This window comes from Microcoleus sp. FACHB-SPT15 (assembly GCF_014849525.1).
GTDB classification, from domain to species: domain Bacteria; phylum Cyanobacteriota; class Cyanobacteriia; order Cyanobacteriales; family Coleofasciculaceae; genus Symplocastrum; species Symplocastrum torsivum.
In genome coordinates this window covers 15,610-42,334 of record NZ_JACJNU010000060.1, presented here as the reverse complement: position 1 = coordinate 42,334, position 26,725 = coordinate 15,610, and the positions used below count along the sequence as shown (strand labels likewise).

Here is a 26,725-nt window from a genome sequence, read left to right as displayed (position 1 = left end):
TACGGCTTGCCGAACTCAAGCAATGGGCACAAATCTGGAAGTCTCAAGGTTGACAAGCATCTTTGCCGTGCCAACTTTTCCGTAAATCCGGTTTTTGTCAACAATGAACTCAATCGTGTTGTCGTGGGAATTTTTGCTATAGTAAGCGTCGCGGTAGAGCATGATTACCGCATCTGCTACCTCTGCAATCTCCCCAGAGTCTCTCAAATCCGCCTTCGTTGGGCGTTTGTTGCTGCGCTTTTCAACCTCCCGATTAATCTGAGAGCCAAGGTAGAAAGCAACATCAAAGTCCTTAGCGATCGCCCTCAGCTCTCGTGTAATCTGCCCCAGTTCTAGATTTCGGTTCTGAGCTGCCGAACCCAGACTGAGCATCTGCACGTAGTCGAGAAACACTGCTCCTAGTTGTCCGCGCCTTAAAGTCGCCTGCTTGACAACGGAGCGAATGGTAGTAATCGACGGGTTAGGCTCGTCATAGATCATCCAGGGCAAATTGCTAAATATATGTATTGCTTGCGCTAGCAACTCCCACTCGTCCTCTTTTACGCCTTCAGGCAGTGATCCTTTAAACAGGCGGCTGTTATCGATGCTTGAAAGACGAGCGAGGAGTCGCTGGTTAATTGAGTCTTTATCCATCTCGCAGGAGAAGAACAAAACTGGCTGGTTGAGTATAGTCACAATGGCGTGTCCCAACCCCACCATAGCTTGGCTTTTTCCCATTGAGGTCGCACCCCCAATCACGGTCAGTGTCTTGCGGTGCTTCCCGCCGGTTAACGCTTCAAGGTCGTACCAGCCCATTAACTCACCTGCCCTTTTCCCAGTCTCGATGCTGGCAAACAGAGGGATGCCCATCTCTGAGGCGTCTTCTAGCTGGTAGCGTTCTGATGCCTTTTGGGTGCTGACACCGAAAACCTTTTGTTCTGCCTGGTCGAGGACAGTTTCTAACTCAATTGATGTCTCGTGACCTAGCTGAACAATCTCGTTTCCTGCCTGAATCATCTGACGGCGGAGGTACTTATCCATCACCAGCGCCGCGTAGCGATCAATATTGACCGCTGACACGGTACGCTCAACTAATTGGGCTAACTTGCTCTGACCGCCAACTTTCTCCAATAATTCATGGTCAGAAAGCCAGGTTGTGACGCTCATCAAATCCGTCGGCTTACCCTGGTTATGGAGAACTAAGGTAGCTTTGTAGATTTCTTTGTGGGCATTGATGTAAAAAGCTTCCGCACGAAGAAGCTCAGCCACCCTACCAATGGCTTCCGGGTCTAGCAGAATGCCTCCGAGAATCGATTCCTCAGCATCAACGTTTTGAGGCGGGAGGTTGTTGGCAAAGGAAAAATTAATCACCCTCTTGCCCCCTGACCCTGCTGTGTCCAACTCTGCTGTCGCTTTTGCAGTTCAGCTAGTTCTTTCCGGGCTGCATTTATCTGTTCTTGCTGCTCTCGTTCTGATTGGGCAGGGTCAACCTGGTTTGGTGTTTGAGACGATGTGGTAAAAAACTCTTCCCTTAGCTCTTGCCAATTTCGCTCGATCCACTTTTTGGGAAGTGCTGGCGGCTTAGGTAGTTCTGCTGCTTTTCTCAATCCAAACTCTAAAAACTTCTCTCTCTTGGTTTTACAGAGAGAGTCTATAAAGTCTTTATAAGTCTTATTAAGTCTTAGAGAGTTGGAATCATGATTTGGTGAGGCTTGTGGCTCTCGTTTGTTGCGTAGCGATCGCGCTTGTTGCGTAGTGATCACGCTTGTTGCGTCATGATCACGCTCGTTGTCTCTAGGCAACACTGTTGCGTCATGATCACGCTTGTTGTCTCTAGGCAACGCTGATGTCTCAGACGCTCCTTGCATCGCTCTAAGCGACGCATCCTGTACTCCGGAGGCGTTCCCGAAGGGTAGGGATAACGCTTCGCTATCCCAATAATGAATCCCTTTAGCCTTGATGTTGAGCCTAACCATTAACAACTCCAGATCAATAAAGCCATTGGCATCAAGTTCTTTGAGGGCACGGCTAACTGTCGAACGGTGAACTGTTCTCTTATCGGTTGATAACTGCCTCGCTATTTCAGCTATTGAGATGTCCAGACCGTCTCCGTAAGGATCTAAAGTCCTAACAAAGTACAGCACGTCTCGCTGTGCTGGGGTAAGTTCTCGGCAAGCTCTAAGCCATTCGTCATGCTTTAGCGGGTAAAACTTCCCCTGAATTTTTGTCTTTGTCATAATGGGATATCGATAATAAAAAATACCTCGTACCTCATTGACTCTGAAGTTGGGCTGATTTTTAAGCCCACTACGTGCAAGCTGATGGAGTAATGGGTTCCCAGCACTGGCGTAGTCCTTAGGGTCTACTGGTATCGAATGCCGTCACATTGCGGTTGGCTTGTCGTTGAAATAATTCGGTGTCAGCTCTTGCCTTAGCAAAGCGTCTTCAAAGAATGGTTGCACCTATGAAGAGCGACTCTTCTGCCTCCAGCTTTGTCAGCCTTTTTCATCCATTGGATGAAAAAGGCTGCCAATGGATGAAAAAAACAGCCAATGGATGAAAAAAACAGCCAATGGATGAAAAAAACAGCCAATGGATGAAAAAAACAGCCAATGGATGAAAAATGCAGCCAAGTGCTAGGATTGGTGTACATGCAGTGCCTCCCTCACTGTTAACATTCCTGACAATTGCTCTAAAGGGAATTATCACTTAAATCAAGACTACTATACCGAAATTACAATTTGCGTCAATCACGCTAGAATCTTTCCATGAAGCCTAGAAGCGCCTTATTTAAAGCTCTTGATGATTGCAAATTCACGGCTAAGCAGCTAAGCCAAGCTTCTGGTGTTACTGAGGCTCAAATCTCTCGCCTGCGGAACGGGGGTGAAGTGTCTCTGGAAAATTTTGAGAAGCTAATTGATGCGTTGCCGCCTGATGTGTATCACAGCTACTGGTGCAATCTGGCAGTACAGCGGATGTCTGATGAACAGCTCTACGACCTCATCGTAATGGCGGCTTCTCAGTTAAAGTCAGATTCACCAACAAAGGCTCTTGTTTTGAAATAATTGACTTCATGGCAGTTGCTCTGCGATGCTTAAGAAATCGCTTAAGAAGGGGAAAGGAGGCTTTGTAATTCCTGCTGATTCAGTCCTCGCAAGCCATCTACCTTCTGCTCAACCAGAGCTAAAAACTCCTTGAACTGTGGGCAGTCTTGACAATGAGGCTGTTGACCAGGAATCAAACAATGACACTCGATTTTTGGTCTTTCCTTGAAAGCACGGCGACAGCCATTGCAGAAATACCGTCGTGTACCTCCAGGGCTACCATCTTTAACAATCTTCCTTGATTGACATCTCGGACACTCAACTCCCTCAAATTGTGGTTTGGGTTGCCAGGATTTTAAAGCTTGCTGCATCGCCACTTCACAGCGAAGCTTATTGAGGTAGAAAATTTCTTGCGTATTCATAGAATTCAAGGTTGGTTCAAACTGAGATTTTAAGAATGACTGATTCAACTTCACCATTGCGGATAGTAATTCGTTGGACTAACTTGTGGTAAATCTTGACTTTGTCATCGTTCGAGAGCGTATGCCAGATAGCGAGATTGTTCCCAGCACGAATCAGTTCTTCGGCAGTTTTGTTCAAGAGTGAGTCGGAGACAAAAGGGTTGATTTCCTCCGCAATTTGTTGACGAGTCTTATCCTTGAGATTTTCCAGGTCTGGGTCGAAGTCCTGAATCTTTTCCAGTGCTGCCAACCGGGATTCCAACTTTTTCAGCTTCTCTGATTTCTCTTGTGAGACGGGTTTTTGAGGGTCTGATGACTGAGCGAGTGTTGCTGACCTCTGCACTAAGGTTTTAATCAAAGCTGACTCAATATTTTGTTTCCGAGTCGATTTGAGGTTCCCACATCCCATCCCGGCATATCTACAAGCAAAATAGTAATAATGTCCTTGTTTTTGTCTTGTCTTAGCACTCTTGGAGATGCATTTGGAACCACACTCAGCGCAGAAAACCAGTCCACTCTGATAGGTGTGTTCTCGATAAGAATCAAGACGATTGGGGTCATTATTAAAGCTAGGAGCTCCAATCCTGGTGTTAAACTTGATGATTTGCTTAATCTCTAATGCTTCTTCATCTGTAAGGAGCTGATGAGCAGGGTGGGTGTTCTGAATAATTTGCCAGTTAGCAGGGTCATTTAGCTTTCTCTTCCCCTTGCCCGTGGTAATCTTTTTGAAATAAACGGTGTGACCACACAGCACTGGGTTAGTTAACCAGCGATTAAAGCCACCAGGTGTCCAATGAAATATCCCATCAAGACCGTTTTTGTGGGCACTTGTCTTGGTGATGCCATATTTTTTGAAAATCGCTCGGACTGCCCGACTTACCCCTTTCTCCTGAAAAAAGATATCAACACAGTCTCTGGCAATTTGTTTAACTGTTAGACCCGGAAGCTTTTCGGGAGCTTCGTTGTAAAGGTCTAGATAGTTGGCGGGTCGGTTTTCGATGAGGCAGAGAAAGGGGCGATTATCTAGTTCATATTTGTCGTGAATGACTCGATAACCCCAGGGAGATGATTCACAAGCTTTTTTCTTACTTCTGCGGTGTTGCTTACCGTGTTGAATTCGTTCTGATAACAGGTCTGTTTCCCATTCAGCAAGGGAACCCAAGACATTAGCCATCAGCTTGCCTTGTGATGTATTTAAGTCAATTTGCTGGTCTAAAATTCTAAGGTTGATGCCAGATTCTTGGTAGATATCAATACAGGCTCGTAATTTAGTTAAAGACCTAGCAAGCCGATCAATTCTAGTAATGATAACCTCATCAACTTCTCGTTTATGAACTAAAGCCATTAGTTCATTAAGTTCAGGTCTGTCATCTCTGCTTCCCGATTGAATATCTTTAAAGATTTTCGTAGCGCCAGCCAATTCCAGTCTGGCTATCTGTTGCTCTAAAGCGTGAGAATCAACAGCTTGTTCGCGGGAAGACACTCGTGCATAACCAACAACTAGAGGCATTTTTTCCATCTCAAATCTCACGCTACATAGGAAAATTTTAACAGTTGTTTGTGCATATCCAGCAGGAGCTGGGTATGCACAAACCTATGTCATAAACTATCGAATAGAACTCGATAAAATCTATTTTTTCTAAGTTAATTAGTCTGATTTGTTGGCACTTTGCTTTAAGAAAGTAAGTTCTTAAAGGGTCTAAAGTGAATTGTCTTCTTGGTAGGAGGAAACTGGTCATAAGGTGGACTGGTGTGTATCAAGCCGTTGAAAGTTTGATCTAGACACTACCAGCCCGAACAGTTACGGCAGCAGTTTTTTTGAAGTTGTTAAGAAATATTACGTCCAGACCCAGTGAATATAGCCCAGTAAGTCTATAAATCCTTCAACTCGTTGCACCTTGCTGGTTGTCTTTGTCTTGTAGGGTTGTCCCCCACGCCAGTCGAACTCCGAGACAAATAACTCTTTCCCAGCTTTCAAAGCATTGATGTAATCCTGCCAGTGAGCGCTGAGAAGGTTTTTCTCCCAATGCTTGTTGTCAAAGTGGTCTCGCAGCACCAGGAGCCAGTAACCGTACCAGCTGACTTGCTGAAGAAAGTCAACATAGGCTTGTTTCATCTCTAAGTAAGGCTGTCTCACGGCAGCAGGCTCTAGCCAACGCTTCTGTTTTAGAAGTCGTATCCGAGCAGAAATGTTATCTCTTTGTTGTGCATTAGATAGCCAATCGAGTTCTGAGTCATCTGGACCCACTTTCCAACTCAGTAGAAAACTCTGCCTTTGAATTTTCAGGAATAGATCCATCGGGCTTTTGAAGGGGTAGCGAATCTTATTTGTTGCTGCCCAGTTTCTGATGTATCGCCCTCCCCTAACTAGAAGAAGGAAGCAAGCTAAGTCAATGTTTGTAATTAATTCCAGGTTTTTGATGCTCGTATCTGGTAAGTAACGGCTGAGAACTCCTTGTTCTTCTATCGGGTTGGGAATCACTCCCAAAAGCTTATGAGCGAAAAGTACTCCTCTTGCCTGCCAGAAGTAGCGCATAGTTAGAAGCCAGTAAGCCTGATTCTGGTTTTTAGGGACGATATTAAGGGTGGAGGGGATTTTTCCGATCACTTTAGCGATTTTTAAAAATCTTTTTCCCCTAAGAGTGTGAGGGATGTATATCTCTGCTGTGGGAATCCAAGGTCGCTCAATATTCAGTCGCAAGTCTTCTTCTTTTGCTCGTGTCATCCATCGATTTAAGACAGATATTACAACTGCCTTCTGCTGACGAAATTCTTCTGGGACATGAAGAAGATGCTCTGGGACGAGAATCAGAGGTAATTCTAGCAGAGCTGGTTGCCGCTGAAATATCCGTTCGGCACAAGTTCTTTTGTCTTGTTCGGTAGTTGGAATTAGGTCAGTCCGTACTTTGTAGGAGTACACCACGGGTTTCAAGTGAAGCGAATGGTTGAGAACCAGTTTACTGGCTTAGCATAAAACAGTACTAATGTTAGGTTCAATCCGCTCATTCGTTATGAGTGAGAACGTTTGGTTTTTGCCATCAGTCTCCTGACAAGTGGTTCGGACGGGTCGGCTAAGACTTTGACACGGAAAACCCTTTCGAGGAAATATCAAGAGATTGTGAACTTGGGTCTAGATGTGCGAAAAGCTGACTAACTTTGGGGAATTCTCTTTATACAAACGTTTGAGTCGTCTGAACAACTTTCCGCTCAGACCGACTTAACCAACAGCGCTCTAACCAACACGATTACTTCTATCGGTAAAGGTTTAACCAGAGCAACACCATTAACTAGCACTACCCTCATTATTCATCCCCATGACGACAAAAACTGGAATGAGTCAACTTGGTAAGTCGGTTGAGAGTTCACTGATTGCTGGAAGTGAAAGCTTCAACTTCGAGCTATGGGCAACACACGTCAAACGACAGATGATTACTTCACTCCAAAAAACCAGCAGAAATTCAATGAGTTAATTAGTTTGTGCTAAGGCAAAAAGCAAAAAGCGCCCCCTTAAAGGAGACGCTTTTCGTTCAGCTAGATTCTTAAAAATTAGCCATTGATAACCGGAGCCGTTAGAGCAACCGGAGTCGCCTCACCAGCAGCCAAGTCCAGAGGGAAGTTGTGAGCATTGCGCTCGTGCATCACTTCCATACCCAGGTTGGCGCGGTTCAACACATCAGCCCAGGTGCCAATCACACGACCCTGTGAATCGATGACCGACTGGTTGAAGTTGAAGCCGTTCAGGTTGAACGCCATCGTGCTGATACCCAGAGCGGTGAACCAGATACCGATGACAGGCCAAGCCGCGAGGAAGAAGTGCAGTGAACGGCTGTTGTTGAACGAAGCGTATTGGAAGATGAGACGACCGAAGTAGCCGTGAGCCGCAACGATATTATAGGTTTCTTCTTCTTGTCCGAACTTGTAACCGTAGTTCTGTGATTCAGTTTCAGTTGTCTCACGTACCAGTGAAGAAGTTACCAAGGAACCGTGCATTGCACTGAACAGTGAACCCCCGAATACACCTGCTACACCAAGTTGGTGGAACGGGTGCATCAGGATGTTGTGCTCCGCCTGGAACACGAACATGAAGTTGAATGTTCCACTGATACCCAAGGGCATTCCATCAGAGAAGGAACCTTGTCCGATTGGGTAGATGAGGAATACTGCTGTTGCTGCTGCTACTGGTGCACTGTACGCTACGGCAATCCAAGGACGCATTCCTAAGCGGTAGGAAAGTTCCCACTCACGTCCCATGTAGCAGAATACGCCGATGAGGAAGTGGAAGATTACGAGCTGGTAAGGACCACCGTTGTAGAGCCACTCGTCTAAAGAGGCGGCTTCCCAAATTGGGTAGAAGTGCAAGCCGATGGCGTTAGAAGAAGGAACTACTGCTCCACTGATGATGTTGTTTCCGTAGAGTAAGGAACCAGCAACAGGTTCGCGGATGCCATCAATATCTACTGGGGGAGCAGCGATGAAGGCGATGATGAAGCAGGTGGTAGCAGCTAAGAGGGTAGGAATCATCAACACGCCGAACCAGCCTACATACAGGCGGTTGTCAGTTGAGGTTACCCAGGAGCAAAAGCGTTCCCATACGGAAGCGCTGCGCTCTCTTTGTAGTGTGGTTGTCATTGTTTTATAAGTGCGGTTGACTGATGAAGTCGGAATTTGATGATGTCTTCAGAATAGTCGGTTAGTTTAAGTTTTGTAAAGATTGTTAACAATAGCGTTCCTTATCAGAGTGATAAGTCTGGCTGATAACAGAAGCGGTTTTTATGAGTTCAAGAAAACAAAAAGCCCTCACACTTAAGGTGAAGGCAATCATCAGGGTGCATCTACCTCTCTCCTATTCGCCATTACAGTGATTGCATCAGGAGAAATCAGTCGGTACCCCTAGAAGTACTCCTTAGAAAAGCTTTTTGGAATTGACTTCAAAAACAAACCCCAGTAACTATCTGGGGCAGGGAGATTGAAAATAATTTATCGAACAATGCCCTTTAGGCGGTTTCCTTGAACAGGAACTAGCCTAAAGAGCTAACGGAAAACGCAATCACAATCATTAAGCCAACGAACACAGTAGCGAACGCACCTTGTAGAGCATAGCGGCGCTGCTCCCAGACAGCCGGGTACTCGGCTGTGTAAACAGCGACTTGAGGAGCGTAGTTGTTGAGGATACCGTCTTCGTTAACTGTGGTGTACATGTCGTTTTCCTCGTTAGCCTGGTATGTTGCTTTATGTAAATAAATGTAACTTAACCTTTACAAAAAAGCAAGGGGTGAGCTAGAGATTTGGTTCTCTCTCCAATATGAAATCTCTCACTTACGCGGTAAACCTTCACGACAAATGTAATGAAGGTGTTCAGCAATTCAAGGAATACTCATCTCCCTTGGGGTATGCCGAGGAAATGAAACAGCCAACTGATTCATCCAGTCCAGTTTGTCGATTGTCCACTCTTAAGTGAGTCGGCACACCGACCTCTACTCATACTCCTAAAAATCGCTCAAGTCTTTTCACACTAAGCCTTCAAGAGCCGCCAACACTCCCAATCACCCCCATGAGCGATTAGCCGTTAAACAACCATAAAGGTTTGCCTGCACAAGCCAATCTCTCTTCCACTCACTTGCGCTTTACAGTCAAATTGTTGACGACTCTTCCTTTCGGTGAACCCAACACCAAACTTCGAGAACAGTCATCACCGCCGTCATTCGAGCCAGGAGCCGAGCTTTTACCGTGAACGCCACTACCACCAACTCCCTACATCAAACTTCTTTCTCAACCGACAACGCTCCGGAAAATCTTACGGTTACTGACACATTGGCGTTGAGTGAGCTATTAAAAGAAGAACTGATACTTCAGCTTGGTTCCCTACCCAGCAATGCTCTAACAGTAATCAACCGCATCGTAGTAGAAGTCGAACGGATTTGTACCAAGAGTGAGCGCATCCAAAACGGCGGTGACATCCATTCCTGGGAGTTAACCTTGGCACGTCATCGCCTCTCTAAGTGTATTGAGTACTATAAGTTGGGTTCAAAGCAAGGTCGTGTGGAACTACACAGCCACCTCAGCGTGATGATATATCGTCAGGTGGCACCCGAAAGAGCGCAGTTAAGCTTTGCCGCTCGACACCTCTTGATTGAAGACTTCTTGCAAGACTTTTACGCCGATTCCCTCAAAGCCTTTAGACGGGAAAATGACTTAGCGGACAACTACACCCCGCGTACAAGAATTGAACTCGCCGAATACATGGCATTCACTCTTGCATACGCCAAACGACGGGTGATGACCCGTTATGGTGCTGTGCAATTACTGGTACTCAGAGCCAAAAGCTTTGCCAAACGCCAACCGAGCGATACAGTCATGGACATTGAACAGGTGACCGAGTTTGCTAAAGGTGAAGAAGCCCAGATGCAAAACCGCTCACCTGTGATGCAGCAGGTACGAGAGCGTTTAGTTGCTGATACTATTGACCCTCATGACGCGGTTGTGCGTGAGCGCGTGATTGGTGAGCTGGTGCAATACCTAGAGTCTCAGGGTCATAATGATTGTGCGGATTACTTAATCTTAAAGCTGCAAGACTTGAGTGCCCCGGAAATCGACGACATTTTGGGTTTAACACCACGTTCGCGGGATTATCTGCAACAGCGTTTTAAATACCATGTGGAAAAGTTCGCTCGCTCTAGTCACTGGCAACTGGTACACCAATGGTTAGGTGCAGACCTTGACCAAAAGTTGGGACTTTCCGAACCGCAGTGGGAGGCATTTGTCGGTCAACTTGAACTGATGCAACAGCAGTTGTTATCACTCAAACGGGGGGACTTGAGCGATTTTGAGATTGCCCTCGCTCTGAAAATTACACCGAAACAAGTGCAAAAGCGCTGGAGTCATCTATTAGAGATGGCAAGTCTTGTCCGCAACAAGGCACCAGAGAGTTCCAATAATCGCATTAACCACTCAATCGCTGCCTAATTCCCCGATTTATAAAGTAATAGAGGTTAGCTGCAAGGAGAACGGCGACACAAATGTCGTGTCTGCCCAGATGCGATCGCTTTTTCTGTTCAACTCACACTACTGGCGTAAACCGCAGCGGGTGTCCGCGTCCCCCTGTGCCCTCCCCAGCCAAGTCCACACTACGCCGTCCGGGTCGGTTCAATGAGGTAAAGCGCGAGCGCATACAGAGGAAGCCCGACCGACTACCCTAGTTGATACAGTGAGGCTTTGTCGAACGCTGGAATCTCTATGTCCCAGGTATTGCTCCCCCCATCGCTCCATCCAGAGCTACCCCTCACCGCTCTTGCACCCATGCAGGATGTGACAAACCACTGGTTTATGAAGGTCATTGCTCATTACGGTAGTCCTGACTACTTCTTCACCGAGTACTTCCGCGTCAATGATACCTCTAGGCTCAATCGCAGCATTCTGGCAGCCATCACCGAAAACGAAACGGGTCGTCCCATTTTTGCTCAAATGATTGGCGAAAGCATTCCCGACTTAGTCAGAACAGCGATTGATCTATGCAACTATAATATCGCTGGAGTTGACTTGAACATGGGCTGTCCAGCACCGAGAATCTATCGCAAAAATGTTGGAGGTGGATTGCTACTCTCACCTTTTGGGAGAACTGCGGCAAGCTGTCAGTGATCGACCTTTGACGGTCAAGATGCGTGTAGGCTTTGAAAATACAGATACCTTTTACTCCATTCTCGATCTAATTAATCGCCACAGCATTGATTTGCTGAGTTTGCATGGTCGCACGGTGAAAGATATGTACCACGGGGCAGTGAAATATGATTTGATTGCCTCTGCGGTCAAACGGGTTGATTGTCCAGTGCTTGCCAATGGCAATATCCACTCGGCGACAACAGCCCTAGAAGTGCTTTCTCAAACGGGCGCGGCGGGAGTGATGGTGGGACGTTGGGTGATCGGGAATCCTTGGCTTTTTAATCAAATTCGGCAGGCTTTGCGAGGAGAACCGATCACGCCCGTTCCTTTAGTCGAGGTACGCCACTATATTGATCGTTTATGGCAAACCCCCACAGCCGCCACTATGCCAATGCGCTCGCGCGTCGGTTATCTCAAAATGTTCCTCAACTACATTGCCCTGAATGTTGACGCTGAAGGAGATTTCCGGCGGCGGATGCGACAGACGCAGACCGAGGTAGAACTGCTTAACCTCTGTGATCGCGTTTTCCTTGATGATCTGACGAAAAATTTCGCCCTCGCACCCTACGAGAGCCTCTAACTAGAGTTCAATTTCTCTTACTCTCATTTCACACTGTTTAAACATCTCAAGCACAATTTAGAGCGGCTTATCAATCCTTTTCAACAAGGTCGGGTTCATTCTCAATAAGCACCGAGTTTTGGCTTTCTCTATCCTGTCAATTTTCGGGATTAGCCAGATTTACGCTATACCTTCATTACAGCCATTCTTCTAATACCGCGAGTGTGAGATTATCGGAAGTAAATACGGTGAGCTACGCCACGATTGATAAGTCAGGGATATGACTGGCTAACTGTCGGAAGGAAACAAGCCAAGGGGACAACGGCTGTTATTTGCAAAGTGACCTTGACTCTTTCGTACTCTGACTCAATTTGTGCCACAATTTCTCCTGCCCCTGCCGTAGTTTGAGAGTCCCCTAGCCTTTCTAGTTGCTCACAAAGTTTTGAGAGGGTCATAGCACCCAGAGAACCACTGCTCGACTTCAGGGTGTGAGCCGCTGTTTGCATTGCCCCGGCATCGGTTTTAGCAACAGCCGTGTCCATCGCTTGTATTAGTAATGGTGTCTCTTCGAGGTAAACACCAATCAATTGAGCCAGGAATTCGTCGGCGTTTTCCCCTAGCGCCTGCTGCAAACCTTGCAAGACTTTAGTGTCAATCGCTTCGTCAGAACTCAAGTGGACAGATTCTTCCAGTACCCCAGACGGCAGAGTTTCATCAACCAATGGAAACGACTCTAGATTTTCAAAACTAGACCGACACGATTTTAGAGATTGGACTAACTCCTCGACACGGATCGGCTTGCTAATGTAGTCATCCATCCCCGCGCTCAGGCACTTTTCGCGATCGCCCTTCATTACATTCGCCGTCATTGCGATAATCCTAGGGCGTGGAACGGACAGAAATTCCTCACAGATGCGTTGCGTTGCTGTCAACCCATCCATTTCGGGCATGTGCATGTCCATAAACACAACATCATAGGACTGACGCCGTAGAGCTTGAATCGCTTCAAGTCCGTTACCCGCTACATCAGCTCGGTACCCCATTCGTGCTAACAGTTGTAGGGCTAACTGCTGGTTCACCTTATTGTCCTCAGCCACCAAAATCCGCAGTGGTAGCCGTTGTGCCATCGTGGTGTCAAGTTCCGGGCGTTGAGAGTGCGAAGGTGTGACTTTGATTGGCTGTCCACCTAGGATCTGGGTCAAAACATTGTAAAGCTGAGATTGCTTGACTGGCTTGCTCAAGAATGCCGCGAAACCAGCATCGATGGCTTGAGACTGTATGTCCGGCTTGCCTATTGAGGTCAACATCACCAAAGGCAAATCTTTGCCCTTGAACTGCTTGCGGATTTCTCCGGCCAGAGTCAGACCATCCATTCCTGGCATCTGCATATCCAGAATCGCCAGGTCAAATTGTTCTCCCCTAGCAAGCCAATTTAGAGCCTCAACAGCTGAGGGGGTTGCCAAAGAAGGCATACCCCAAGATTGGGTTTGCAGAGTGATAATTTGTCGGTTAGTGGCATTATCATCCACAATCAGCAGCCGCTTTCCAGTTAACGAAGGTGTCGGTACCAGTAGATTTTCTTGTAACGAACTGGGAAGCGACGCGACTACTACAGTGAAATAGAAGGTAGAGCCAACACCCTCAAGGCTTTCCACCCACATTCTGCCACCCATTATTTCCGAGAGGCGTTTGCTAATTGCTAGACCCAGACCTGTACCCCCATACTGGCGAGTTGTAGAAGAATCGACCTGACTGAACGACTTGAACAGGCGAGCTATTCGCTCGGCAGGAATACCGATACCCGTGTCTTTAACCGCGAATTGGATTTCATAAACAGAAGATTGGGAATTGGAAATGGGGAATTGGTTGACCTGTCCTTCATTCCCGATTTCCGATTCCCGATTCCCAATCTTCTGAGCTGTCACTGAAACCAAGATTTCCCCGTGATGAGTGAATTTCACGGCATTACTGAGCAAATTCACTAAGATTTGCCGCACTCTGGTAACATCCCCGATAACCCTATGGGGAGTAAGCGGATCGAAAAGGTAGGCTAATTCCAGTTTTTTCTCGGCTGCCCTTGTTGTCACCAAGTCGAGGGATTCCTCGATACAGGTTCGCAACTCGAGAGGCTGCTCCTCCAAATCCAGCTTGCCGGACTCAATTTTAGAGAAGTCCAAGATATCGTTGATGATCGTGAGCAGCGAATCGCTACTACTGCGAATGGTTTGGGCAAACTCTCGTTGCTCGGATGTCAAAGCGGTGTCGAGCAGCAGTCCGGTCATGCCAATCACGGCATTCATTGGGGTGCGAATCTCGTGGCTCATTGTTGCCAAAAATTCGCTTTTGGCTTGATTGGCTGCTTCTGCTGCTTCTTTAGCTGACTCTAAGTTAAAATTTTGTTCGCTCAATTGCTTGCGAGCTTCTTCTATTGCCGCTACTTGTGGCAGCGTCGTCAAGCAAGCAACAGCAAGCGCAACAAAGGCAAGGGTCACGAGCAGAACGACTAAGAGATTGTTGCTGGCATTAGGATTGATTTGCTCGAACTTGTCCCTAATCTCCCAGCTTATCGTGGCAGTGCTACAGACCAAGATAATCAGGACTACCACCTGAAGTCCCACAAAATCTTTGCCCTGACGATTAGCAGGTTTCTCAGCACCCCCAATCCACCAAATTTTACCCAATCGATTGAATGAAAGACGGCGGATAACGGCATCCACTGCCAAAAACGCCAGAGGAAGGAGAAGCCCCAACAGCATATCTTGCCAGCCCAAAATGTTGGCGCTGGCAACCAAAACAAGCATCTCTACCAGAAAGAAGCCAAGCGACCACCAGGGCCATCTCACCTCGGCTCGATTCCGGCACAGCCAAAGTGTTAGATGGAAGATCGCGAAGCAGACAAACCAACAAGTCCCCGTTATGTGTACGATTCGGTTGATATCCCCCCAAACCAAGCACAACAGGCTGATTGCAAAAGTACACAAGAGACTCGGTCCCAAAACACCCTGTCGGTTCACCCGTGCAAATACGGGAGCAAGATGCCCGTCCAGGGAGAGTTGGTACAAAATGCGGGGACAGACGGCTACAGTCGTGGCGCAAATTAGCAATGTGCTGGAAACAATTAGGAGCGTCACCAGAAATGAGGTGGAGGAACCCCAAAATGGTTGGGCTGCTGCTACCAAGCTCAGGAAGGTGTTGTCACCAAGTTTTGGGTCGTTGGCGAGTCGTATTAGTACCCAGGAACCGCCCAGAAACACGAGCGGCATCAGCCAAAGTGTAAAGTCCAGACACCGCAATGTTGCCTTGGGCTGTCGGCTATCGGCGACAAAAAAGGCAGCGGTTTCGCAGCCATAGGCTAGATAGCCTCCACCACTGAAGTACCACTGCGCCCATTCATTAAAGCTTAGATTCGGTCTGCTGCCTTGTCCTCCTATACAAATCGTAGGCAAAAGACCGGGGCTTTCTGGTGAGAAGGCTAACCATCCCAAACCTTGAAGGCAAAATAGAACTAGAAATCCCACCGCCGGAAGCACGAAAATTAAGTGCAAGATCGCTAGGGCGCGAGTACCACTAAATGCCACGATATAGGCTATGCAAGTGAAGCCAATTTTGAGTAGCGCTTCGGGACAAGCAATGCCAAATGGTTTGAGGTTTTGCTCGATTAGCTCCGTGAGGATGAGGGCGTTAATCGGCGGTAGAGCAGACCAGGCAATAAAATACGCGATCGCCCCGTAGCGTCCAAGAACTGGATAAGGTTTCAGCAGCCTTGCTATATAAGCAGGCGTTCCACCTGACATCTCAGGCCATTTCTCAGCCAAGCGTTTTACCTGCTGGTTCTCCAAGATGCCCACGAGCGTTGCTGGCAACAAAACAAAAATGGCTCGCAGCCCTAGCGCAGCATTCATCGCTGATGCCACACCTAGCCACACGAGAATTGTCATGAGACCGAAGCCCCAGGTTTCCAAAGCACTCAGGCTATGAGGAAGACGAATGGATGAAGACTGATTGTGTGCTGGACTGAGAATAGGTGGCTCTAGCATTATTCCTAAGTTAGGATTATGAGCTGCATAAGGGAATACCCTATCTCTACTTGATCGTTTGCTCAAACCGTGTAAATTCTGAAAAGTTGAAATTGTTGAAACAAAAAGTTGTGTTTTCTCCGTAATTACACGGTTTACAAGAATTCTTTATTTCCGTAAGTTAACTGATTTTGAATTACTTGATAGTTGCAACCAAACGTGAAGTTGGCAAACAGGTTCTTTGGAGTAGTGCTTTCCTCTATCGGCATTCTGAACAAAAGGAACGAGCCGTTTTTACTTGGGGTTTGTCTCGTGCTAAGGCAGCCAAAATCCAAAAGTGATAATTCGAGAGAATATAAGGCTTTGGCTAATTCCGACCTGCAAGTTAAAGGTGAAATAACTGGGTTCTCACGCGGCTGTGACTAGGTAAATTCCCGGAGATTGAAAAGAGCAAAGTTTAAAGCTTCAGTAATTTTACGGATTTTAGGAAAAAGTGTTTATGTGAATATGATCCTAATCAAAAAATGACAGTGCTAACCTATTTTACTTGCAGAAAATAATCTGAATTTTAGGTTTTTTGTAAGTACTTTAGAGCGCACGGCAATGGTCACTATTAACCAATAAATGAGGTCAGGATGCATTCTTTATTACCAACTACAGCAACACCGTCTCACAATTGCCAAAATGGCTTGAATAAGACGGATGTATCGGATTACGTCTGCACTCTCTACGGAGACATCCCCATCTCCCCATGTCCCTTTACAGAGGTGGAACTGGCAGAACTCGATTTACACAATGAGTTGCTCGTCTACCTACCTGCAAAACTCTCAATGAGTGAACTGTGCACACGATTTGGTATCAGGGCGAACGTTAACTTTGAGAATGAAACCATGATTAAGAATGTCATGGTGAACGAAGACCAGTGGTTTATTACCTCTGCACACAAAACTCCAGAACTGATTTATCAAACCGGACTATCAGCTAAGCGAACCTACGAAGACGAAGGTTTGCACGGTATGGACTTGAGGCGCTATATCGCCTTTGCTGCAACCTTTAAGTATAAGTTTGGTGAATTTCCAGATCGCACCTACTGGACGTTCCTTTTGTCGGGAAGTTACGACCGTAGTGGAGTGTCGATCGTTGGATTTGATTCACGGGGTGTTTTGAACCATCACGGTTGGATGAAAAACTTCAAAGCCAAGTTTCTCGGGTCGAGGTACCTGGTTATCGCTCCAAGAATTGAACTCACACCTGAAACAGAGACACTGCCAAGAGCGCATCGGGGAAGGCGAGGCACTCAGGGTAAAGAAGCAGATATGGAATAGGTCGTATATTTCAGGGAGTCATGGTTCCATGTTGAAAGAAACCGTAAAGTATGACCTACTCAGCCCCTCATTCTACGCGGCTCCCGATGCGACTTTGCATCGGATGCGGGCTGAAGACCCGGTCTATTGGCACCCCAAGCTTGAGGCGTGGATTCTGACACGTTACGACGACATTCAATGTGTCATCCGCAACCCGCGTTTCTCTGTAGATCGGGGTGGACAGATTGGAAGGGGCGGGTCGGCTCAGGTGCAGGACAAGCTTGATTTTTGCAATCACTTCTTTGCCCAGTGGATGGTTTTCTCCGATCCACCCAGGCACACCCATCTCCGTACCTTAGTTGCTAAGGCATTTACCCCACACCTAGCAGACAGCTTGCAACCTGCGATCGCACGCTTGGCTGACGAGTTGATCTCGGCGGTTCGAGGTGTTGGGCGGATGGAAGTCATTCATGACTTCACGAGTCCCCTGCCCTCCCTGGTTACAGCTCAAATGTTGGGCATCCCTAGGGAACACATCCCAGACCTGAAACGGTGGAGCCGCGATATGTTTGGGCTGTTCGGGGCGGGGAAGGCGACGGACGAGATTGTTGAAGCCACTTACCAGAGTCTCGTCGCGTGCCGGGAATACTTTGAAGCGCAGATTGCACAGCGTCGCAAAAACCCCAGCAACGACCTAATCGGCAAGCTGATTGCCGTCGAGGAGCAGGGGAGCAAGCTGAGTGAACAGGAACTTACAGGAGCGTGCATCACGCTGATGGCTGGTGCGTATGAGACTACAACCTATTTAATTAGCAACGGGCTTCTGGCTCTGCTTCGACATCCCGCTCAGCTCCAGAAGCTCCGGGAGAATCCGACGCTCATCGACAGTGCGGTGGAAGAATTCTTGCGGTATGAGGGTCCAGCTTTAAGCGTAGTTCGTCGAGCCATCGAGGACACCTTCATTGGTGGCAGGTGCCTTAGAAGTGGACAGAAGATCTACTGCATGTTACACGCGGGAAACCACGACCCAGCACGCTTTCCTGAGCCGGAGCGGCTCGATATCGGTCGTAAGGATAATCGCCACTTGGGACTGGGGCTGGGTATTCACTTCTGCCTGGGTGCAGTGCTTACACGTCTTGAAACCAAAATTGCCATCAACACGATTGTCCAGCGCTTGCCAGAACTGCACCTCGATACGGATGAGCTGACTTGGATGCCGAGCTTAGCGATGCGTGGTCTTCAGGCGTTACCTGTTGCCTTTTGACGTAGGGGCAAGGTAGTCAGTAGCGGGGCTAGGGGCTGAGGTTCTAGAGGATTGGATACTGTAATTGGTGACTCATCTGACAGCTCTGTTCCTTCTGTTAGTGCTGTACTAGATGCCTTACCTAGTAAGTTATCCATATCCATATCGACATCCCTAGAGCTAGTTAGTGCAGCACTAGGTACTGCTAATGATGCGGTACTAGCAGATTTCTCTAAAGCTGCTACCCTCTCATGAAGCTGAGTCAGTACGTCACCCAGTCGTGTACGGCTTTTCCCACGGGTAAACTGGTGCCATAAGTGTAGTTATGGAACGGGACGGCACTTTGGATATAGTGCGTCACTGGTACAGCACTAAGTACGTCACCCTTAGGTTGATCTGGCGAAAGGACGGCTCGCACATTCCGGTTTAAGAACGTTTAACCTGAAGTTCCCCCTTACAGATGTACTGAAACTTACCAGGTCTCTCCCCGACGCCACCCCTCCTTCATGCAACAATGCCTCGAACGCCAGAATTGTCACATACCTCGTCTTAAAAGCATTTTACTAAGGGAAAGTAATGATAAGCGCTATCAGTGCTCGATTGCACCGCTCTCGACCAATTTCTACCTCATCATCGACTGATCACTCATGTCTATTCAAGCTAAATTTTCTAACAGATTTATTCGATTAATGTCCCTCAGCCTGACCGTTGCAACACTAGCCTCACTAGTGGGACAGATTCCGGCTCAAGCGCAAACCACTTTTTCAGATGTGCCGTCAGATTATTGGGCAGCACAATACATTCAAGCACTCGTCGAGCGCGGTGTGATTCGCGGCTTTGCCGACGGCAGCTTTCGCCCCGACGAGCCGATTACTCGTGCCCAGTTTGCCGTCCTGGTGAACCAAGCATTCGAGCGACCGACTGTTCGCAGTGCCGTTCGTTTTCGTGATGTGGAGAGCAGCTATTGGGCTGCCAGCGCCATCCAAACCGCTTACACCGAAGGCTTTCTCAGTGGTTATCCTGGCAATGTCTTTAACCCAGCTCAGCCCATGCCCCGCGCTCAGGTTTTAGTCGCTCTGGCGAGCGGTCTAGAGTTAAAGCCGAGTGGAACCAATGCCAGCGTGATCGGTGGCTTCCGTGACTACAATTCAATTCCTTTTTATGCCCTTGATGGCGTGGCGGCGGCGACCTTCCGCGACCTCACCGTGAACTACCCCAACATTGATTTTCTCAATCCCAATCGCGCCGCGACCCGTGCTGAAGTCGCCGCTTCAATTTATCAGGGTCTGGTCGCGACTAGCCGTGCTCCCGCTCTAGAGTCTCCCTATATTCCCTAAGCTAGGGCAAGTTTAAGCGGTGCGGCGGGGTGAGCAATCTTGCCACCCACACTCCTCGTCGGGTGAACGAGCTGGAGAGCTTTTTAACAGTTATAGACCTGAAGCTTTAGCCTAACCTCAAAACATTCCGTTTTTGGACTCTTTTACGGAATGTTTTAGAGCTAGGCTGAGAAGTCTTGCCTGTTTACTGTTAATCCAAAGACCAGTACAACACTTTAAAATACGGAAAGTTTATTACGCTGTCCCCGTTTTTCAATCAACCAATTCTGTTGAATAGCTTCAGTACCGTGATTTTCGTGTCCCAGATAAACATCTCTCTAAACGAGACAGGCACATTGCTTCTTGGAACACAGAAACTTGGGTTTGAGAAAAAAAATTTTTAGGGTTTAAATGGGACATTAGTTAAAAGCCGTTGCCAATAAGAATAAAGGGTGCCCAATAGTAAGGACGTTTCTCTTCACTGTGGATTAAGGCAATTTGCGCTTGCCGCAAGGCTTCAGCTTTTGTACTCCCCTGCCGTAGCGCTTCGTAGAACACATTCATCAGCATCTGCGTTCCTTCATCATCAACAACCCACAAAGACGCAATCGTTGCTAAGGCTCCAGCTTGTTGCATCTGGTAACCCAAGCCGAGAATTTCTTCACCATTACCCAGAGTTCCACCGACACCCGTTTGACAGGCGGAAAGTACTACTAAATCTACATTTGTTAGGCTCCAAGTTTCGATGTCTCGCAGAGTGGCGCGCTCACCATTGCCAAACAAGATAAACGACTCATCCGGCTGACCGGGCACAAAAGCCGCATGAGTAGCGAAATGCACAATAGTATAGTCGTTTAACTGAGGGATAGTAGCATCACGACTAAAGGCGTGGTTCAACAGTTTCGTCGTATTGGGAATGAGTGCGGCAATATTCTCCACTTCACGACCAGCAAATCTTAAGCCAACAAAGTCAAACGATTGTCTCCCTACCTGGAATTCAAAGCTTCCCTCACTAAAGGCAGCCGCTAAGACCTGGAGTTGAACAGAGCCTTGCGGTTTGAACTCAATAAGACTTGCTGCTGTAATGTTGTTGATGCCAAAGCGCTCCACTAACCATCTTCTGCCATCGTGTAGGGCAGCTAGGGGAATATATCTCAATTGCCCATCAGGAGCGTAAATAATCGTTTGCGCCTTTGCCTCGGTGAGGTCGTTTTCAATGGGTTTAATCAGTACGTTATAGAGCTGTTGTGCCGGTTCCCTCACTCGGTTAGCAGAACCAATTTGATTGGTGAGTGCGCGACGGAACTCCACAATTGCTTTGTTGAGGTCTTCTCGTTTGACTGGCACCGTGCGACGGATTGGGGGAGAATAAGGCGTAACGAGTACTAGTTCTAGTCGGTCTTCCAGAATCAAGGGATATAAAACCACAGCGTCGGACTTCACCTGTTGCAACTGCCGCTGTAGACGGTTGAGGTTGGGCAAATCGAGATTTTGACCTCCAGCTGTTTGATTGAGCTGTTGCACTAGTGTCACAACTTCAGGACTACGGATGAAGTCGTTAAATTCTTGGCGAATCTGTTGCTGAATTCGCTCTAACTGGGTAATACGCTGCGTTTGAGCTGGTGAGCGAGAAGTCGGTGGAATTTGTCGCAGTTGAGCGAGTTCTCTGCCCAGTTTGGTGGCTTCGTCTTGACGAGCCGTATAATTCTCTAGAATTTGCTGTTCTTGAGGCTGCAACTCAATACCTAAACCGCTGTCATTATTGCCTCTGATGTTGCGGAGGTAATCGTCCAATTCTTGAATTTTCAGTAAATCTAGGACTTGTTGAGCTTCCAAGACTCGGTCTTGTTTCAACAGCAGGTCAGCCAGACGGCGATAGGTATTGGCAACCGTTGTGGTATAGGATTGCTGCTGCTTTGATGAGAGTGTCTGTAAATCTCGGCGAATTGCCTCAGTAACGTTGACAGATTGCTTGTAGAAAATGATGGCTAACTCTGTTTGATTCTGTTGCTCTAACAGGGAACCGATGTTACTAAGGGCGCTGCGTTCTCCCGGACGATTACCGATTTCCTGGAAAGTTACCAATGCCTGTTGATAAGCTTCCAAAGCTTGGGAAGAATCGCCCAATTTTTTGTGAACGAGTCCAATGTTGTTGAGGGTTGTTGCCTCTCCCGCCTGATCGCCAATCTCTTGACGAATGGCTAAAGCTTGCCCGAAAACGACAAGTGCTTGGCGCTCCCGCTCTTGTCCGTCGTAAATTAGAGCAATATTATTGAGCGTACTTGCTTCCCCAGCTTGATCTCCAATCTCGCGACGAATTGCTAAGGCTTGCTGGTAAACCTTCAATGCCTCAGCCGACTGACCGAGTAGGTTATAAGCCAAGCCAATGTTGTTGAGAGTGATTCCTTCACCTGCTTTATCTCTAATCTCGCGGCGAATCGCTAAGGCTTGCTGGTAAACCTTCAATGCCTCAGTAGACTGACCCAGACTATAGTAAATCCCACCAATGCTATTGAGCGTGCGTCCTTCCCCAGCTCGATCGCCGATTTCTTTCACAATCGCTAAGGATTGCTGATAGAACTCCAATGCCCGCGCATATTGACCCCAACTGGAATAGACACCTCCTATGTTATTAAGGATGTATCCTTTTCCCGGATGATCGCCAATTTCGTTTGCGATCACCAACGATTGTTGATAAAACTCCAGCGCTTTTGTGTACTGACCTAAAGTCCAGTAAACTGCACCGATGTTACTCAACGCTATTCCTTCGCCGATGCGATCGCTAATTTCCTGCCGAATCGCCAAGGCTTGCTGGTAAAACTTTAAGGCTTGAGAATACTGACCTAACCTGTTGTAAACCGTTCCGATGTTGTTGAGCGTAAATCCTTCACCGGCTTTGTCGCCGATGTCTTGGCGGATGGCAAGTGCCTGTTGATAAAATTCCAGCGCTCGGTCATACTGACCCAGATTCCCGTAAGTAACACCAATGTTGTTGAGGATGCGTGATTCTATAAAGCGATCACCAACGTTGCGAGTAATGGCTAACCCTTGGTGAGCAAACATCTGTGCTTGGGAATAGTCGCCCAAGCTATCATAAACAACACCAATATTGCTGAGAATCAACCCTTCGGCAGCTCGGTCGCCAACTTCCCGGCTCAAAGTTAGGGCGTGCTGGTGGAGCTTTAAAGCTCGGTCATACTTACCTTGCCTGTAGTGAATAACAGCTAAATTGTCGAGGATGTAGGCTTCAAGGGTCTGATCGCTAATTTCTCTGGCGATTGCTAAAGCTTGTTGGTAAAACTCCAAGGCTTTTGGATATTGGCTCAGCCTGTAGTGAATAAAACCAATCTCGTTGAGCGTGCGTCCTGTGAGTCCGCTATCGCCAACAGAACGAGCAATGGTCAACGCCTGCTCGACGGCTTCCAGCGCTTGGGGATACCGAGCTAAATGGCGGTAGGTAATACCTATTCTGTAAAGGGCTTGCCCCTCGCCTGCCTTGTCACCAATCGCTTGACGCAGCTTGAGAAGTTGTTGATACGTTGAGAGAGCGTCTTGAAACTGGCTTTGGTGAAACTGCTGATTGCCTCTTTGAAATAGACTATCTGCAAAAGCTTTCTGCTCTTGAATCCTGTTCTCCTGTGCTAGAGAAACAGCTGTTGGAAAAGATGCCGCGCTGGGTTGTTCATACAGGAAGCAACTAAGGCAAACGAGTACAGCCGTAGTTAGAGGGTAAAAGTCCTGATAGCGACCCGACTTGGAAGCGACATCGTTACTCTTCACTGCGTTCCTCCACCTGTTGTGGTTCTCGTACCACGTTCCAACTCCGGAGGACTGAATTGACCTTCCCCTATACCCGGTTCCCGTGCTTCTGAGCGCGAGCGCTCATTTTCTGTCTCTAGAGGTAGCGTGGGAATCTGATCCAAGGCAGACAAACTTCCTAGCAGAGGTTCTTGTGCAATTTCGTCGAGTTCTACTGCCTCTAACTTCAGTAGCTCTGCCCATTGCTGAGCTAAAGTTGCATCATTAGGAGTGTCGCGACGTAGTTCAGCTAGACTAGCAAGGGTCTCGTGCCAAACTCCAGCGGCGGCGTAGAGGGCTGGACGATTTTTGGGAGCTGCTTGCTCTAATTTTTTGATTAGGTCTAGGCTGGGTTCAACTCGCTGTATCCATCCTTGTACGGAAATATCTTCAGAATGATCATTAAAGTCGTAAACTATCGTGAAATACCACTGATATGGCTTGCCAACTTCTAAAGGCGCTAAGGTTCCTGTATTTGGGAGGCTGAAACTAACAACTCCAGCACGGCTGGGGAGTGTCAGTCGTGTTTCGTAGACAATCTTGTCATCTTCATCCAAGAGGGTGAATTCCCCTGTCTGTTCAGAAGCTTGAGGAACATTGATAAAAAATGTCGGGTACTCAGCAACAGTCAAACCTAGCTGAGTTTTCGGTATTAAAGCAGTTAGTGGCTTCCCTTGTTGGACAAATGAACGACCTGATGCCCCTCCTTGTACCCCAACCGTTGGTGGGTTATCGGGCGGGTTTAAGTTTGGCGGAGTGAATATTATTTGAGCCTCTACAGGAGTAGCTAACCATAGAGGAGCCAGGATTGCAGCAGTAACTAAGATTATTTGTTTCATTGCATCTGCACCATCCACCCTTTACCTAGTTAGCTAAGTGTGCGCTAATTCTGACTCAAGCTTAACTAGGGAGTAAGTAGCAGCCGAATAAAAATGTACGCCAAGACCTAATTGCTGTAATAACTTGAAAAACTCTACCTTCGGCAAGGCTCCATTTCCATTGTTTAGTCAGACAGTGAGAGCATCAACTGTGTTTTCTTTCACGAGCACTCTCTAATTCTCCTATTGGTGAATATAACGATAATAAGTCGCGGGGGAAATTTTAAGTGTCTGGCAAATATCAGAGATGCTGCGGCTTTTGTCTGCTGCCAAGGACTTTCCAATGCTGATTTGCTTATCTGTCAAGGCTCTTTTGCGACCTCCCTTCTTTCCCCTAGCCCTGGCAGCTTCTAGTCCGGCGTTGGTGCGTTCACGAATTAAGTCTCGTTCAAATTCTGCGATCGCTCCGAACACATGAAAAATTAGTCTCCCGCCGCTAGTGGTGGTATCCAGGCTCTCCTGGATGCTTTTGAACCCAATGCCCCTGTCGCTCAATCCCTTCACGACTTCAATGAGATGCCCCAATGAGCGACCCAGGCGGTCTAATTTCCATACCACCAAGATGTCACCTTCTCTGGCGTAGTCGAGGGCTTTATCCAGTCCGGGTCTAGCGGTTTTCGAGCCACTGGCGATATCAGTAAAAATCTTCTTTTTATCACAACCTGCTTGGACTAAAGCATCAACTTGTAAATCTAGTGACTGTGCAGGAGTACTAACCCTGGCATACCCAATAAGCATTATTATCTTGTAACTACAAAGTTATTCTGATGATTCTATCAAAACTTATCTTATCAGGAGTTTTGATAATTTGATTGTGAGAATGAATTGTGAGAACGGAGTTGGGGTGTTGTGGTGCACTAGTAAGGGATTGGGAGGGGTTTCTCAGAAACGACCGTTTTTGAGAGGATGAGGGGAAATAAGTTTTGTGATACTACTATTTACATTTTTTACCAAACCCTATTTACATGTAGTGCTTTTGTAAAAAGGGAAGTTTCTGTAAAAGTGCTATCGAGTGACAGGAGGGTTGGCGTATTAGAAAACCCCCCATTTCTGGTTTAGCTTCGCACCTCGCCTTCAAAACGGCACTACAGCCTCTATCTCTGTACCAAAAACTCGTCACTCTCATCTCTGTCATGAAACTGCCCTCACTCCAAGTTTTTGGGGCGCACACTAGCGCTGTAGTGTACTCGATATACACTACAGAGACCTGTTAGGCATTGATGGCTTGGCAGCAAATCGGCAATAATTACCGATTGCCCTCTTCCTCGTCATCGGTTACGCAGATGACACGACATCGGTGTCGCCTAGGGCAAGAGATTAAGTATGGGTATTGTGCAATCCCTGACAAAACAACAACTGATAACACTGTTTCAGTTGAGTGTAGCGCAGCGGCTTTGAGGTCGAATCTACAGAAATTGTGAGCGTACTCTATGACATAATAACTTTTTAGAATTGCTGTTCTGATAACTTTATGGGTCTCCCCCTCGGCGCTAAATCTTTAGCGCTCTCTAATCCGCTGCCGCTTACTCAGCACCCAGCGGCGGTTTACCTTGCCCTAATAGCTCCTGGCTCTCGCTCGACGATGCGGCAGGCTCTTGATGCGATCGCTTCTCTTCTTACTGATGGTCAGTGTGAGGCGATGAGCTTGGACTGGGCAGCACTACGGTATCAGCATACGGCGGCAGTTCAGACGGCACTTTCAGAGCAACACTCGCCGGCGACGGCGAGAAAGATGATGTGTGCCTTGAGGCGGGTACTCTCCGAAGCGGTGAGACTGGATTTGATGGAGGCGACTGACTATGCCAAGGCTGTGGACTTACCGAAAATAAAGACGACGACTAAACTTAGAGGTCGTGCTTTGAGTGCTGCCGAGATTACGGCTTTGTTTGAGGTTTGCCTTAAAGACCCAACTCCGGCGGGAAAGAGAGATGCTGCCTTGATGGCGATTTTAAGGGGAGCGGGGTTGCGGCGAGCAGAGGTGGTTCACTTGGAGTTACGGGACTTCAACGCTGATGCTAGGGCTTTGGAAGTTCGGGGCGGCAAAGGGGGTAAAGACAGGACGGTGTATCTTCCTTCTTCGGCGTGTGAGTTGGTGAGTGATTGGCTGCCGCTCCGGGGCAATGAACCCGGAGCGTTATTGTATCCCGTCACCAAGGGGCGACGGCTACTCAAGCGACACATGACTCCCCAGGCGGTGCTGATGATTGTTCGCAAACGCGCTCTAGAAGCTGGAGTGACTTCGTTCTCTCCTCATGATTTCAGGAGAACGTTTTGCTCGGATTTGCTTGATGCTGGAATTGATATTGTTACGGTAGCGAAACTGGTGGGGCATTCCAGTCCGGTAACAACGGCTAAATATGACCGTCGAGGAGAGGAGACTAAGCGAATGGCGGTGGAGCGGTTAGAGATTCATATTAATAGGAGTAGAGAGGCTCAAGGAGAATGAACAGCACTCATCTGAAATTTTGTGA

At 47.6% G+C, this 26,725-nt stretch carries 21 protein-coding genes and 1 pseudogene; 9 read left to right on the top strand and 13 right to left on the bottom strand.

Features of this window, described 5'->3' with window-relative positions; all coding sequences use genetic code 11:
- Window positions 1-15 precede the first annotated feature (15 nt).
- Complete coding sequence (dnaB, locus tag H6F98_RS24240; RefSeq protein ID WP_192221289.1) at window positions 16-1,350, bottom strand: replicative DNA helicase; 1,335 nt, start codon at window positions 1,348-1,350, stop codon at window positions 16-18.
- A complete protein-coding gene (locus H6F98_RS24235) occupies window positions 1,347-2,216 on the bottom strand; it encodes a helix-turn-helix domain-containing protein (protein WP_192221288.1) in 870 nt (289 codons plus the stop codon). Before H6F98_RS24235 ends, dnaB begins: the two co-directional genes overlap by 4 nt.
- Before the next feature lie 531 nt (window positions 2,217-2,747).
- On the opposite strand from H6F98_RS24235, the gene H6F98_RS24230 reads away from it, so the two are divergent.
- Window positions 2,748-3,044, top strand: a complete 297-nt coding sequence (locus H6F98_RS24230; protein WP_192221287.1) for a helix-turn-helix transcriptional regulator — start codon at window positions 2,748-2,750, stop codon at window positions 3,042-3,044.
- A 41-nt stretch (window positions 3,045-3,085) separates the two neighbouring features.
- Here H6F98_RS24230 and H6F98_RS24225 read toward each other — a convergent pair whose 3' ends face one another.
- From H6F98_RS24225 to H6F98_RS24215, 3 genes are all read right to left on the bottom strand, one after another.
- Entirely contained in the window at window positions 3,086-3,445 is a 360-nt protein-coding gene (locus H6F98_RS24225) for a hypothetical protein (RefSeq protein WP_192221286.1), read from the bottom strand.
- A 16-nt stretch (window positions 3,446-3,461) separates the two neighbouring features.
- Window positions 3,462-4,994, bottom strand: a complete 1,533-nt coding sequence (gene xisF, locus H6F98_RS24220) for a fdxN element excision recombinase XisF (protein WP_192221285.1) — start codon at window positions 4,992-4,994, stop codon at window positions 3,462-3,464.
- A gap of 327 nt (window positions 4,995-5,321) precedes the next feature.
- Window positions 5,322-6,407, bottom strand: a complete 1,086-nt coding sequence (locus H6F98_RS24215; RefSeq protein ID WP_199348875.1) for a hypothetical protein — start codon at window positions 6,405-6,407, stop codon at window positions 5,322-5,324.
- Between the two features lie 391 nt (window positions 6,408-6,798).
- Here H6F98_RS24215 and H6F98_RS24210 point away from each other — a divergent pair, with 391 nt between their 5' ends.
- The gene (locus H6F98_RS24210) at window positions 6,799-6,954 is read left to right on the top strand and encodes a hypothetical protein (protein ID WP_192221284.1); all 156 of its coding nucleotides are present in this window, start codon (window positions 6,799-6,801) and stop codon (window positions 6,952-6,954) included.
- A gap of 76 nt (window positions 6,955-7,030) precedes the next feature.
- Here the strand turns inward: H6F98_RS24210 and psbA are convergent, their stop codons facing one another.
- Together psbA and psb34 are read right to left on the bottom strand one after the other, a co-directional pair.
- Window positions 7,031-8,113: a photosystem II q(b) protein gene (gene psbA, locus H6F98_RS24205; protein WP_192218698.1), complete on the bottom strand. Its 1,083-nt coding sequence runs from the start codon at window positions 8,111-8,113 to the stop codon at window positions 7,031-7,033.
- A 389-nt stretch (window positions 8,114-8,502) separates the two neighbouring features.
- Window positions 8,503-8,682 (bottom strand): photosystem II assembly protein Psb34, encoded by a 180-nt coding sequence (psb34, locus tag H6F98_RS24200; protein WP_192221283.1) that lies wholly within the window; start codon window positions 8,680-8,682, stop codon window positions 8,503-8,505.
- Window positions 8,683-9,211: 529 nt separating this feature from the next.
- Between psb34 and H6F98_RS24195 the strand changes: the two genes are divergently transcribed.
- Both H6F98_RS24195 and H6F98_RS32900 read left to right on the top strand, forming a co-directional pair.
- Window positions 9,212-10,447 (top strand): hypothetical protein, encoded by a 1,236-nt coding sequence (locus H6F98_RS24195; RefSeq protein ID WP_192221282.1) that lies wholly within the window; start codon window positions 9,212-9,214, stop codon window positions 10,445-10,447.
- A 270-nt stretch (window positions 10,448-10,717) separates the two neighbouring features.
- Window positions 10,718-11,720: pseudogene (locus H6F98_RS32900) on the top strand (tRNA dihydrouridine synthase).
- A 251-nt stretch (window positions 11,721-11,971) separates the two neighbouring features.
- Here H6F98_RS32900 and H6F98_RS24185 read toward each other — a convergent pair.
- Window positions 11,972-15,736, bottom strand: coding sequence for a response regulator (locus H6F98_RS24185; RefSeq protein WP_192221281.1), 3,765 nt, complete (start codon window positions 15,734-15,736; stop codon window positions 11,972-11,974).
- Window positions 15,737-15,906: 170 nt separating this feature from the next.
- Between H6F98_RS24185 and H6F98_RS24180 the strand changes: the two genes are divergently transcribed.
- From H6F98_RS24180 to H6F98_RS24170, 3 genes are all read left to right on the top strand, one after another.
- A complete protein-coding gene (locus H6F98_RS24180; RefSeq protein ID WP_192221280.1) occupies window positions 15,907-16,056 on the top strand; it encodes a hypothetical protein in 150 nt (49 codons plus the stop codon).
- Window positions 16,057-16,350: 294 nt separating this feature from the next.
- Entirely contained in the window at window positions 16,351-17,040 is a 690-nt protein-coding gene (locus tag H6F98_RS24175; protein WP_192221279.1) for a hypothetical protein, read from the top strand.
- Between the two features lie 28 nt (window positions 17,041-17,068).
- Window positions 17,069-18,283, top strand: coding sequence for a cytochrome P450 (locus H6F98_RS24170; protein ID WP_192221278.1), 1,215 nt, complete (start codon window positions 17,069-17,071; stop codon window positions 18,281-18,283).
- Here the strand turns inward: H6F98_RS24170 and H6F98_RS24165 are convergent.
- Window positions 18,259-18,426, bottom strand: coding sequence for a hypothetical protein (locus H6F98_RS24165; protein WP_206759672.1), 168 nt, complete (start codon window positions 18,424-18,426; stop codon window positions 18,259-18,261). The two genes, H6F98_RS24170 and H6F98_RS24165, sit on opposite strands and share 25 nt — an antisense overlap.
- Before the next feature lie 98 nt (window positions 18,427-18,524).
- Complete coding sequence (locus H6F98_RS24160; RefSeq protein WP_192221276.1) at window positions 18,525-18,680, bottom strand: hypothetical protein; 156 nt, start codon at window positions 18,678-18,680, stop codon at window positions 18,525-18,527.
- A gap of 271 nt (window positions 18,681-18,951) precedes the next feature.
- Between H6F98_RS24160 and H6F98_RS24155 the strand changes: the two genes are divergently transcribed.
- Window positions 18,952-19,599, top strand: a complete 648-nt coding sequence (locus H6F98_RS24155; protein WP_192221275.1) for an S-layer homology domain-containing protein — start codon at window positions 18,952-18,954, stop codon at window positions 19,597-19,599.
- 402 nt (window positions 19,600-20,001) lie between these two features.
- Here H6F98_RS24155 and H6F98_RS24150 read toward each other — a convergent pair whose 3' ends face one another.
- The 3 genes from H6F98_RS24150 to H6F98_RS24140 all read right to left on the bottom strand — a co-directional run bounded on the left by H6F98_RS24150 (window position 20,002) and on the right by H6F98_RS24140 (window position 24,992).
- The gene (locus H6F98_RS24150) at window positions 20,002-23,358 is read right to left on the bottom strand and encodes a tetratricopeptide repeat protein (RefSeq protein ID WP_192221274.1); all 3,357 of its coding nucleotides are present in this window, start codon (window positions 23,356-23,358) and stop codon (window positions 20,002-20,004) included.
- Window positions 23,355-24,215, bottom strand: a complete 861-nt coding sequence (locus tag H6F98_RS24145; protein ID WP_192221273.1) for a DUF928 domain-containing protein — start codon at window positions 24,213-24,215, stop codon at window positions 23,355-23,357. The genes H6F98_RS24150 and H6F98_RS24145 overlap by 4 nt, the downstream gene beginning before the upstream one ends.
- Before the next feature lie 222 nt (window positions 24,216-24,437).
- On the bottom strand, window positions 24,438-24,992 hold the full coding sequence (locus H6F98_RS24140) for a recombinase family protein (RefSeq protein WP_192221272.1): 555 nt from the start codon (window positions 24,990-24,992) through the stop codon (window positions 24,438-24,440).
- A gap of 733 nt (window positions 24,993-25,725) precedes the next feature.
- On the opposite strand from H6F98_RS24140, the gene H6F98_RS24135 reads away from it, so the two are divergent.
- Window positions 25,726-26,700: a tyrosine-type recombinase/integrase gene (locus tag H6F98_RS24135; RefSeq protein WP_192221271.1), complete on the top strand. Its 975-nt coding sequence runs from the start codon at window positions 25,726-25,728 to the stop codon at window positions 26,698-26,700.
- Window positions 26,701-26,725: the final 25 nt, after the last annotated feature.